This is a genomic window from Calditrichota bacterium (assembly GCA_016867835.1).
Taxonomy (GTDB): Bacteria; Electryoneota; AABM5-125-24; order Hatepunaeales; family Hatepunaeaceae; genus VGIQ01.
In genome coordinates this window covers 43,001-54,344 of record VGIQ01000004.1, presented here as the reverse complement: position 1 = coordinate 54,344, position 11,344 = coordinate 43,001, and the positions used below count along the sequence as shown (strand labels likewise).

The 11,344-nt window shown below is 60.1% G+C and carries 9 protein-coding genes; all 9 read right to left on the bottom strand.

Annotated features, from left to right (window positions below; translation table 11 throughout):
- Positions 1 to 172: 172 nt before the first annotated feature.
- The gene (locus FJY67_01120; GenBank protein MBM3328060.1) at positions 173 to 1,357 is read right to left on the bottom strand and encodes a type IV pilus twitching motility protein PilT; all 1,185 of its coding nucleotides are present in this window, start codon (positions 1,355 to 1,357) and stop codon (positions 173 to 175) included.
- 23 nt (positions 1,358 to 1,380) lie between these two features.
- On the bottom strand, positions 1,381 to 2,955 hold the full coding sequence (locus FJY67_01115) for a hypothetical protein (GenBank protein ID MBM3328059.1): 1,575 nt from the start codon (positions 2,953 to 2,955) through the stop codon (positions 1,381 to 1,383).
- Between the two features lies 1 nt (position 2,956).
- Positions 2,957 to 3,349 carry a response regulator gene (locus tag FJY67_01110; protein ID MBM3328058.1) on the bottom strand — a complete coding sequence of 131 codons (393 nt, stop codon included), beginning with the start codon at positions 3,347 to 3,349 and terminating at the stop codon, positions 2,957 to 2,959.
- Positions 3,350 to 3,359: 10 nt separating this feature from the next.
- Positions 3,360 to 5,162 carry a response regulator gene (locus tag FJY67_01105; GenBank protein ID MBM3328057.1) on the bottom strand — a complete coding sequence of 601 codons (1,803 nt, stop codon included), beginning with the start codon at positions 5,160 to 5,162 and terminating at the stop codon, positions 3,360 to 3,362.
- Positions 5,163 to 5,240: 78 nt separating this feature from the next.
- The gene (locus FJY67_01100; GenBank protein MBM3328056.1) at positions 5,241 to 7,019 is read right to left on the bottom strand and encodes a hypothetical protein; all 1,779 of its coding nucleotides are present in this window, start codon (positions 7,017 to 7,019) and stop codon (positions 5,241 to 5,243) included.
- A 24-nt stretch (positions 7,020 to 7,043) separates the two neighbouring features.
- A complete protein-coding gene (locus tag FJY67_01095; GenBank protein MBM3328055.1) occupies positions 7,044 to 8,300 on the bottom strand; it encodes a methyl-accepting chemotaxis protein in 1,257 nt (418 codons plus the stop codon).
- A 161-nt stretch (positions 8,301 to 8,461) separates the two neighbouring features.
- Positions 8,462 to 8,986 (bottom strand): hypothetical protein, encoded by a 525-nt coding sequence (locus FJY67_01090; GenBank protein MBM3328054.1) that lies wholly within the window; start codon positions 8,984 to 8,986, stop codon positions 8,462 to 8,464.
- A gap of 74 nt (positions 8,987 to 9,060) precedes the next feature.
- Positions 9,061 to 10,188, bottom strand: coding sequence for a hybrid sensor histidine kinase/response regulator (locus FJY67_01085; GenBank protein ID MBM3328053.1), 1,128 nt, complete (start codon positions 10,186 to 10,188; stop codon positions 9,061 to 9,063).
- 206 nt (positions 10,189 to 10,394) lie between these two features.
- The gene (locus FJY67_01080; GenBank protein MBM3328052.1) at positions 10,395 to 11,321 is read right to left on the bottom strand and encodes a class I SAM-dependent methyltransferase; all 927 of its coding nucleotides are present in this window, start codon (positions 11,319 to 11,321) and stop codon (positions 10,395 to 10,397) included.
- Between the last annotated feature and the right edge of the window lie 23 nt (positions 11,322 to 11,344).

Here is an 11,344-nt window from a genome sequence, read left to right as displayed (position 1 = left end):
ACCCGACGGCACAATGACTAGTTGTGGTGTCAGGTGTCTTCACCTGACACAGACCATCGGGTGAGGACACCCGACGGCACAATAATCTTGGATATTGGATTTTGGATTTGGGATTTTGGAACGCGCTGGCCACCTGGAATGATGGGAAAGGTCTTGCATTGGACATCGATCATTAGTCGCTTGCATCTGCGCCAGCCCGCATGTTGTCATCGGCATTAGCATTAACATTAGTATGCGTTTTTGCCCGAGGCGCCCGGTCGGGAAACATCTTCGGCTCTCCGGCATACTTTCGCGCTTCGGCTGGCGCCACCAGCCCGGCATTCACCAACAACATTAGCGACTGGTCCATTCCGATCATGCCGAGGTGCGTTCCGGTCTGGATCACGGTGCTGATCTGATAGGTCTTGTTTTCGCGGATCAGGTTGTGCACCGCCGGCGTCGAGATAAGCACCTCGAAGGCCGCCACCCGGCCCGGCTGGTCGCCGCGTGGGAGGAGAATTTGCGATATGACCGCCGATAGTGATTCCGCGAGTTGCATCCGAACCTGATTTTGCCGGTCGGCCGGGAACTCGCCGATCACCCGATCGACCGTTTTGGCTGCCGACATTGTGTGGAGCGTTCCGAAGACGAGGTGGCCGGTCTCCGCTGCAGTGATCGCCATCTGTATTGTGTCGAGGTCGCGCATCTCGCCGATCAGAATCACATCGGGGTCTTCCCTCAGCGCTCCGCGCAGCGCCTCCATAAAGTTCGACGCACTCTTGCCGATCTCGCGCTGGTTGATGAGCGACTGCTTGGGGGGATGGACGAACTCCACCGGGTCTTCGATAGTGATGATGTGCTTCGGCGTCTTGCGGTTGATGAAGTCGATCAGCGCCGCAAGTGTCGTTGACTTTCCCGATCCGGTCGGGCCGGTTACGAGCACCAGCCCTTTCGACCGCATGACCACCTGCTGCATCACCGCCGGGACGCCTAACTTCTCAAGTTCGGGGATTTTCGAGGGAACGATCCGAAAGACCGCCGATGCGCCGAAGATATTGCGGAAGAGGTTGGCCCGGCAGCGGTCGCCGGCCGTCAGATTGATCGAAAAGTCAAGTTCCGACGAGGTGCTGAAGTGCCGTTGCAAATCGCTCGACATGATCCCCGCGAGCAGTGTTTCGATATCGGCCGGCGTGAAGTCTTCCCCGAGTCCATCGGCGTAGTCGCTCATCTTCACCAGATCGCCGTGCAGCCTAATCATTAGCGGTGCTCCGGCGCAGAGGTGAATGTCCGAAGCCCCCAACTCGCAGGCGAAGTCGAGGATGCCAACCAGTGGCGATGCCGGCGAAGTGATCTCACCCGGCAAGTGTGCTTTATCCATCAATGAAAGTGGTGTCTCGTTGCCTAATGACTTTTCCTGACAGTCTTTGCCTCTCCTGGATCGAATATACGCCCTGCGGATATGCCGGCCTCAAGCAGCGACCGGATCGAAGCGCCGGTCAGGATCGGCTTAACAGAATCCTCCTCAATGGTGGATAAGCTGTTTCCGGCAAACATCTTTCGGCAGTTGTCGTCCACCACGAGGATCTCGAAGAGGTCGTCGTAACGGTCCGTTCCGTAGCCATTGCATCCTTCGCAAAGGCCTGAGACCGCCTGTCCGCGTCGCGGCGAGATCGTGCCCCCGCAGGTTCCGCAGGCGAGCGCCACGCGGCGGCCCGTCCAGATGACACGCAGCCGGTCGGCCAGCAGCGCACCGCTCCCGACCGACTCACGCAGCGCCTCCAGTGCCAGATGGGTTTGCAGAAAATCAAGCCCGAGCAGGATCAACCGGTCACCGGCGGTTTCGAAGAGCCGCCGCGCCGACGTAACCGATGCCGTTGGCACAATACCGGTGTCAAACGGCTGCTTTAGAAACCATTCCAGACTCTCACCCTCCGGTCCGGCTTCGAGACGCCGGACCAGTTGATGCTCAAAACGGACCCGTGGCTCGATTGCGAGCATATCGAGTTTGCGCGGCGCCAGGAGGCTCACTATCGCGTAGAGCATCCGTTGGCGCTGAAACTCATCGAATGCATTGACGATCACTATTCCAGTCTGTCGGCGGGGGCGAAAGAGCCCCTCCAATGCCTTGCGATGCGATACGGTCAAGGCTTGAAATTCTACCAAAGTCCTTGCGGGCTGATAAGGATAGAGGTCGAGCGCCAGACTCTCGGCACTGTTTTCCCTTAGGAAAGCGAACTCAATCCGGACCCGGACGGACTCGATACGGGCATTGAGCACTGCGCTCTCACGTGTCCCGTTCATTTCAACCGACAAGCCAGCCATTACCCGGAATCGCGTCCAGATCGGCAGGAATTGCTCCTTCGACCAGGCCTTGCGGATGACCCAGCCGCGCTCGAGCCGGAAGGCGGCTTCAGCGCCATCGCCTGAAGGACGGATCAGGATGCGACGCGCGCCAGTCCGGTAAGCCTCGACCAGCAAGGCATAGACCGTCGCCACGCCGGAGGCGTCATGCGACGCAGTCTCCGAGATCAACTGCCGCTCCTCCGGCTCAGGCAGTAATTCGAGCGCGTATTGAATGCGCGCTGCCGGCCCGACCGCCCGCCGGACGTCGCCGGTCGTTACCGCCGCCAGGAGGTCGAACGACTCGTCGTCAAACGGATCAGCCATCACAATCGTCACCCCGCCCATGGCATCGGGCAGCGGTATCGCCTGCGACGACCGGAGCAAATTCGGCGGATAGCGCTGCAGAAGATCCCGATCGACCATCTCCTGCGTGACCAGCACAAACGGGATCCCCAACTCCCGGCTGACCGCCCAGTTGATGTGATCTTCAAGGCAGATGTCGAGCCCTACAAGTGCGCCGCGCAGCGAAATTCCGCGCTTGCGACTCTCGCGCGTTGCCGCTTGAAGGTCGGTTCGGGCCACGACATTCTGCCGAACAAGGATCTCGCCGAGCCGTTTATCCTCTTCATCCATCTTACGACCGAGGTTTGATTGCCAGGGTTTTCCGGACGATGTCGAGCAGACGTTCGTTGTCGAACGGCTTCTCGACGAACGTAATCGCTCCGAGCGACGCCGCCACGTCCCGATAGTCGCGTCCGCTCTGCGCGGTCAGCATTATGGCCGGCGCGCGGAGGCGCGGCTCATCGCCGTAGAGTTTCATTAGGACGCCGAACCCGTCGAGGCGCGGCATCATGAGATCGAGGATCACCAGATCGGGCATGGTCCGGCGCGCGGCTTCGAGGGCTGCGACGCCGTCCGAAGCGCTTATAACCTCGTAGTTTTCGGACTCCAGGAGATGCGTCAGGATGCTGATCAAGGCGGGATCGTCATCCGCGATGAGGATGCGCTGCTTGTTGGTCACTATCAAATCTTGTAGTCTAAACGGTGTGGTCTTGGGTCAACCTCGATGCCGGAAGAGTGATCCGAACGGTCGTCCCCTTCCCGGGCTGGCTGACGATCCCTATCCGGCCGTCGTGTCGGGCGACGATGCCATGCGCAATCGAGAGTCCCAGTCCCATACCGCTGCCGACGTCGCGGGTGGTGAAGAAGGGCTCAAAGACCAGGCCCAGGTTTTCTTCCGGAATGCCGATCCCGTCGTCGGAGACCTCTATCAGGACGAAATCTCCTTCATGCTTCAGCCCGACTTCGATCCGACCCTTGCCCGTGGCGACTGACTTCGGTCGATCGATCACCGCCTGAATAGCGTTAGTGAGCAGATTGAGCGCGGTCTGCCCGATCTGCCCGCTGTTGCAGAGATAGGTCGGCAATGCGGCATAGGACTCCTTTACCTCCGCGACTGGCTCCCAGCGATGGCGCAGGACATTGACCGTCGAGTGGAGGATCGTTGCCAGATCCGAGAGCTGTTCGTCGCCTCGATCTTGCGCCGTAAAGGTCCAGAGATCCTGCACAATCTGGCGCGCCCGGACGACGCCCTCCCGAACATCGGCAATAAGGGACGGGAGGTCCTCTCGAATGAATTCGAGATCGACTTCACCGTAAGTTAAAGCACCCGCTTCGCGTTCTGCATTGTCCTGCGACACGGCTTGGGCGTCGATCAACTTCAGCATCCCACCGTAAGATTCGTCGAGGATTTCGATATTGCCGGCAATGAAATTGAGCGGGTTGTTGATCTCATGCACCAGGCCGGCGAGCATCTGACCGAGCGATGCCATCTTCTCAGACTGCACCAATTGGCTCTGCGCTTCCTTCAACTTAGCCAGAGCATTGGCAAGAGCCTGGTTGCGCTCGCCCAACTGCTTCATCAGGAGCGCGTTCTGGATGACGATTGCCGCGCGGGCAAGGAACTGCTCGTGAAGATAGCGTCCTTCAGACTCAAACTTGAGCGGTGAGGTCGAAGCCATACCGAAGGCGCCGATAGTCTTTCCGTGAGATGCTATCGGCCAGGCCATTCGATATGCGGGATCGCCGTCGGCAAGGCGCGGCGTCCGTTCGTGAGGAAAGATGCGGATGCTCGACGGCTCGCCCGTCAAGCCTGCTTCGCTGACGAGCCACCGGCTAAGGTCGTCCAACACCGCCGAGCCAGCTTCCAGATCGCTGACAAGATAGTGCGCCGGCGCATCGCCGTCCCTAATGCAGACTCCGCCGACGACAAATTCGAAGACGCGCGAGTAAAGTTGCACCACCTGTTGTATCAAGTCTTCGAAGTCGGCGACCTTTGCCCCGAGTCGTTCCAGTTCCCCGGTAACGGTCATAATAAAGAGGCGCTGGTCAAGCATTCGGTTGACGGTGCGGAGGATCTCGCCTTCGCTCACCCGTCGCGGCGGGATAGGCGAGGTCGCAGTTTGCGCCGAAAGTCGATCTCGAATTGTAACCAACAGGTTGTCGTCTTCGAGGTCCTTGACGACGTAGGCGTCCGCTCCGGCCGAGAGCCCCCGAAAACGGTCGCTCTGCATGTCGCGCGAAGTGAGGATCACCACCGGCACCCGTTTCGCTTCGGGATCTTCCTTCAGCAGGCGGCAGACCTGATACCCGTCCATGCGGGGCATCTCGATGTCGAGCACTACCAGGTCCGGTGGCGCTTCGTAGAACCGCAGGACCGCTTCGACACCGTCCGCCGCGGTCGTAACCCGCCAGCCCTGCTCGCTGAAGAGGAAACCGAGGATGCCGGTCACAGTCGGGCTGTCGTCGGCCACCAGAATGAGCGGCCCATCAGAGGTCATAAGGCAATCATTATTAGAGCCTGGGGAGTTGGCATACAAGCCGTCCGGGCGGGATCATCCCGCCCCGGATAAATCAGTTTACGCCGCTGAAGGCACCTGGCCCGTTGCCGTGAGTGCCGCCAGCAACTTTGGCACATTCAAGAGGAGCAGCATCTCATCGTTCCCGAGCGCTGCAGCACCGGCGATCAATTCTGCACCGCGGGCAATCTCCGGCAATGGGTGGACGATCATCTCGGTCTCGGCGATAATCTTATGCACTGCCAGGGTGCCGCTGTTAAGCCCATCGGTGCAGATCAGATGATAGGCTTCGTGTGCCCGCGCCGGCAGCGGGGTGCCTTCGAGCAGCGCAGCAAGCGATACCGGCGGATGGAGCATAAAGGAGGGCCCCGAAGAATCGGCTTCCTCGAGAGCCGCGATACCATGACGGGTCGTCTCACGGACGAGCGCGGTCGGCAGGCCGAAGTAGCGCAAGTCATCTGGTGCATCGCCCAGTCCGCGCAGCGCTACGATGAGCGCGCGCTGGCTCGAGAGCGAAGTCGGCACCTGGAGGACGATGCGTGTTCCGAGTCCGGGCGAACCGTCTATTGACACATCTCCGCGCAGTTCTTTTATCCGACGCCGCACTGCAGCCAGTCCTACACCCCGTCCTGATACATCCGACGCTACCCGCCGTGAGGTGAAGCGCTCGTCGAAGAGAAGCCCGCGAACATCACCCGGCGAAAGCAGAGCATCGCGCGCAGCGATCCCCAGTTCGATGGCTCGCTTTAGAATCTGGTCGAGGTTGAGTCCGCCGCCATCGTCGGCAATCACCAGCCGCGCCCAACCGGCAATCTCGAAGCCGCCTACAGTCAACTGCCCGCGTCGCGGTTTGCCTGCCTTCTCACGTTCGTCGGGCGGCTCGATCCCGTGGTCGAGGGCGTTGCGGACGATGTGCAGGAGCGGTTCGCGCAGCAATTCGACAATCCTCCCGTCGAGCCGCACCGATTCGCCGGTGAACTCGACTTCGACCTCCTTGCCGAGCGCCCGTGCCAGTTCCCGTGCCTGAAGAGGGATCACCTCCAGCAGTTCGCTAAGCGGCCGCATCCTAAGTTCAACCGCGCCGGAATCTATCTGACGCATCGCACGATCGACATCGGCGATTCTCTCGCGCAGGCCGATGGCAATCCTCGACAATTCGTGCGCCAATCGGTCGGGCTGTAGCACCCCTTCGTCCTCGATCCGTCGGCTGAGCCGTTCGATCTGAGATTGAGACTGACGAAGGCCGTCTAGCGACTCGGAGAGTTCCCGACCGTAAAGTAGAATGTCATCGAGGGCGTCGATATCGACCCGCACGGTGCTCTCATCGACGCGACGGGATGAAGTGGCGATGGGGACCGCTGCCTCCGGCGGACGGCCCGGCCCCTCAGGCGCAATTCCTGTGCTGGTGTCATCCGCGCCAGAGGTGAGCGTCTTCCGTTCAGGACCCGAGTTGCCGGCCAACCGTTCAAACAGGACTAAAGTCCAGTCGGGAAGATCTGGGCTCTCCTCAGCGCGCTCGAAGAGGAGCCGGTCGATGGCACTCCGCGACTCGGCGATCAAATCTATCTCGCCCGGCCCGGCACGTCCTTGCTTTCGCAGCGATATGAGGAACTCTTCGAGGCTGTGGGTCAGGCGATTGACCGCCGTGAAGCCGATCATTCTGGCGCCGCCTTTGATAGCGTGGGTGAGGCGCATCAACTCCCGCATTGCCTCGTCGAATGACTCGCCGCCGTCCGAATGGCGTTCAAGGCTTAGCATCGCCTTGTCGAAATCGGTGAGGTTGTCGCGAGTCTCCTGACGGAATCGTCCGGCAAACCGGCTCAGGTCAACCTTGGCCATACTATGCTCTGCCTGCAACAAGCACTAAAGTCTGACTCCAGCCGTCAGGTTGTGCAGGTTTGACGCGAGGGTGCGCATAGAGGAGGCGATGTCGCTGAGCGACTGCAAGCCGTCGCGCAGCGCTGAGGCTTGCTGGTCGATGTCCTGCAAGGCTGCTACCAGTTGCCCGGACGCGCTGTCATGACGATTGATAGCCCCCGATATTTCTTCCACCAGTGCAGTGGTTCGGCCCGAGCCTTCCCGGATGCGGTGCAACACCGAGACCGTATTGAGCGCGGCATCTGCCCCGAGCCGCACCTTCTCCGACTCAACCTGTGATATCTCGTCCAACTTTTCACTCGAGGTCTGGATGTCGAGGATGCGGGAACGGATCTGGCCGGCAGACTCGGCGACATTCTCAGCCAGGCGGCGGATTTCACGCGCCACCACCTCGAACCGGCGTCCCATTTCGCCGGCGCCGGCAGCTTCGATCGAGGCATTGAAGGCGATGAGTTTAGTCTGGTCGGCGATCTGCTCGATGAACTCCATCACCTCTCCGACCTGATAGGCGCGCCGTTTCAAGTCGTCGATCTGACCGGCGCGATCTCGATTGACCGACGAAATCTCGTCCATTCGGGTCCGGCTTTCGTCGGTGGCAGCGACACCTTGCTCGGAGTCGCGACGGGTTTGGGCGGCTATCTGCACGACATGGGTTGACGACCCGGCGATTTCGCGTGTTGAGAGCGCCAGTTCCGACATCGTCCCGGTGAGTCGTGAGACCTCCTCCGATTGCCGGATTGAGAGCGACGCCTGATGCTCGACCGTGTCGAGGATGCCCTTGGCTCGTCCCTCCATTTCACCTGAGACTCGCTGCAAGGCTCGTGTCAGATCGCGCAGGTTGTCGGTCATGGTGTTGAAGGCTGCGGCCAGGACGGATAGTTCGTCGCCGCCCTGTTCGTCGAGCCGCCGTGTCAAGTCGCGCCCGGCGATGGACTGCGCGGCGTCGATAGCCGATCGGATGCGGCTCAAGAGGACACGCCGAAGCACGAGGCTATAGACGAAGGCTCCGACAACAATGGTCGAGAGACCGCTGGCGAGAATGGCAAATGCCACTTGCAGAGTGGAATGTTCGCCATCGGATGTGCGCAGGACGTAGAGCGTGGAGGTTATCGTAACCGCTACCGAGAGGACGAGGATCCCTACGAACGGGATATAGAGTTTGTCGGTCAGGCCGATCCGCAGCCAACGGCTCACGGGTGTTTCCTCCGGCAAGAATAAGGTTATTGTGCCGTCGGGTGCCACACCCGACGGTAGGCGTCAGGTGTGGACACCTGACACCACATCCAATGATTTCCTGTGCCGTCAGGATGGCGGCGTCACAATGTCCCGTTTATTGTGCCGTTGGGTATCCCCACCCGACGGCAGGTGTCAGGTGTGGACACCTGACACCACATCCAATGATTCTATATTCCTTTTCTTCCCATCATAAGCCCTTGCAACAACTGCGTGGACGACAGGAGCAGCGCGGTCGGGGGATGATCCTCAGCCGGATTCGTCACCAGCCTTCCGGCGGTGCCGGGAGGATGCGGCAGGGATGCCAGTTCACCGCCTGCAAAGGGAAGCGCAGCGATATCGAGCAACTCTTGAAGGTCATCGAAGAGCAACACCCCCCTTAGCCCGCTATCTTCGATCAGGACGGCACGCGCTGAGTCGCCGGGCTGAAAACTGCCCTGTCCCCAGAGGCGCCCGGCGTCTATAGCGGCTTCGATGCCGCCGCGAAAATAGATCAGCCCGGGAAGCCAGGGCGGCGATCCCGGCAGCGCGACGATCCGGCCGACCCGCTGCACCGCAACAACTCCCGCGAGCGGCAGAATGACCGCTTCCCCCGCAATGATCCCTTTCAGACTGGGCTGGCCGTCCTTGTCGAAGACTCTATTTATTGTGCCGGTGGGTGTCCCCACCCGACGGTATGTGTCAGGTGAGGACACCTGACACCACTTTAGTGATTCTCTCCAGTCTAATCAGCCTATATTGCGTCATGAGGTTGAGTCCTTGAGCACATTCAAGCCGGCAACTCTATCTCGACTAATGCCCCTCCGCCCTTTGGATTGACGGCCCGGATCGTCCCGTCGTGCGCTTCGACGATCTTCCGGGCAATGGTCATGCCAAGTCCGGTGCCGTTATGTTTGCCGTGAGTTACGAACGGTTCGAAGATCCGGTCGAGGATCTCCTTCGGGAAGCCGGGTCCGGTGTCAAGGAAGCGCAGGAGGAAATTTCTACTGTCGCGCCCGGCGTGGATCGTCAACCGGCCGCCCTCGTGCATAGCGTCGCGGGCATTGAGCGCCAGGTTAAGGAAGACCCTGCGAAGACGGTTGCGGTCGCCGTCGATGACACCTAACTCATCCCAATCGCGCACCAGGGTCAGAGCGGCGTCGTCGAAGTCGCGCCGCAGGTCTTCGGCAATCTCGGCCAGCAGCGCGCCGAGGTCGAATTCCTCGCGAACCAGTGACATCTCGCCGCGCGAAAAGTCGAGGATCTCCCGGGTCATAAGTGTGAGCCGGTCCACTTCGCGCAGAATGATGTCGCTGAACTCCTTGCGCCGCGCCGGTTCGAGGCGGTCTCCCGCCAGGAGCGACGCGCCGGCTCGAATGTTGGTCATCGGCAGTTTCAAATCGTGGATGATGCTCGACGCCATTCGGCCGATGGTCGAAAGGCGCTCTTGTCGAACCAACTCCTCCTGCGCTGCCTTTAACTCCTCAAGCGATGCCCGCAACTGCACCACCAGATCGCGGTTTTCATTTTCGAGACGGTAATGCTGGAATGCCTTGGCGACCGTCACCCGCAGTTCGTCGGGCGACCAGGGCTTAAGAATGTAACGATAGATTCGCCCCTCGTTGATGCTTTCGATAATGTCGCGGACGTCGGAATAGGCGGTCAGGATGATACGAATGGCATAGGGAGAAATCTTTAAACTCTCGACCAGCATCTGCACGCCGGTCATTCCCGGCATACGCTGGTCGCAGATGATCATGTCGATGGGATAGCGTTTCAGAAACTCGATGCCGGCGGGGCCGTTCTCGGCCAGATGGAGGTCGTATTCGCGGTGAAAGGTGCGCCGCAGCAGATTGAGATTGGCGCGTTCGTCATCGACGGCGAGGATGCTGGGGCGAACGGTAGAAGATGCGGACATAGAGGTTCTGATTCGTGTGCCGTCAGGATGGCGGCGTTACAATGTCCCGTTTATTGTGCCGTCGGGTGTCCCCACCCGACGGTATGTGTCAGGTGAGGACACCTGACACCACATCCAGTGCCTTAATATAGAGGTAATTGTGCCGTCGGGTGTCCCCACCCGACGGTATGTGTCAGGTGAGGACACCTGACACCACATCCAATGACTTAATCCGGCTGAAGTGGCTTAGCCGCCAGGACATAGAGGTTCACCGCCAAAACTGGCAGTGCAGTCGTATCGTTTCTAAAGATGGTGCTGCGCAGGATGCGGCGCAAGAGGCCTTTAGGGAGAACGTCGAGTGGAGCCGTGATATAGCCGCTCGCAAGCGGCTCAAGTCCGCTGCTTCGAGCCAGTTCGAGCGCTCGACGCAGCGTATAGATACGAGCCCGGGCAATCCGCTCGTGCAAGTGGCCTGGCAGGTAAGAGACGAACGGTATACGGTTCCAAGGCAGGAAGTTAAGTCCCGGCACCACCGCTCCGTGCGACTCGAATACCCACCATTTGTTAGGCACCGTGAAAAGAAAGAACCCGCCCGGCTTTAGCGTTCGCGCCACCTCCAGCACAGCAGCACGGTCATCGGGCACATGCTCGAGTACCTCGAACGAGACCGCGCCGTCGAGCGCTTCATTGCGCAGCGGCAAATCCCCCGCGCTGCCGCGGACATAGACGAATGCAGATCGGTCGGGAATCTCTTCGAGATCGCCGATCCGGGCGCTGTCGATACCGACAAGGGTGCGTCCGGGTCCGGACAGGAGTCGAGTCTGAGCCCCGTTGCCGCAGCCCAGATCGAGTAAAACCCGCGATGCTGCCCATTCCGGCACCATCTTATCCAAAAGCCGCCTGCGCCGCTCGAGTATCAACTGTCCCGAACGGGCCGGCCTCCCTGCTTCAAGATGCGCCGGAGTGGTGCTCACATCTTGAAGATAACGCATTGCAAAGGTAAGGGCAAGCCATTTGCCGGAGGGTAATTGCGCATTATATTGGATGACTATGCCAGTGTCAGGTTCCAGACATTGTGCCCATCTCCGGGCAAGCGCCCTTGGCCGCGCCTTGAGGCTCATTCTCACCATCCTTCCAGTGTGGGGTTTGCCCATCCTGATCGGCCTCTCTTCCGGCT

Excerpts from the sequence above, each read along its gene's own strand:
- FJY67_01120 (MBM3328060.1), bottom strand. The coding sequence starts at position 1,357 with ATGGATAAAGCACACTTGCCGGGTGAGATCACTTCGCCGGCATCGCCA.
- FJY67_01115 (MBM3328059.1), bottom strand. The coding sequence starts at position 2,955 with ATGGATGAAGAGGATAAACGGCTCGGCGAGATCCTTGTTCGGCAGAAT.
- FJY67_01105 (MBM3328057.1), bottom strand. The coding sequence starts at position 5,162 with ATGACCTCTGATGGGCCGCTCATTCTGGTGGCCGACGACAGCCCGACT.
- FJY67_01100 (MBM3328056.1), bottom strand. The coding sequence starts at position 7,019 with ATGGCCAAGGTTGACCTGAGCCGGTTTGCCGGACGATTCCGTCAGGAG.
- FJY67_01085 (MBM3328053.1), bottom strand. The coding sequence starts at position 10,188 with ATGTCCGCATCTTCTACCGTTCGCCCCAGCATCCTCGCCGTCGATGAC.
- FJY67_01080 (MBM3328052.1), bottom strand. The coding sequence starts at position 11,321 with ATGGGCAAACCCCACACTGGAAGGATGGTGAGAATGAGCCTCAAGGCG.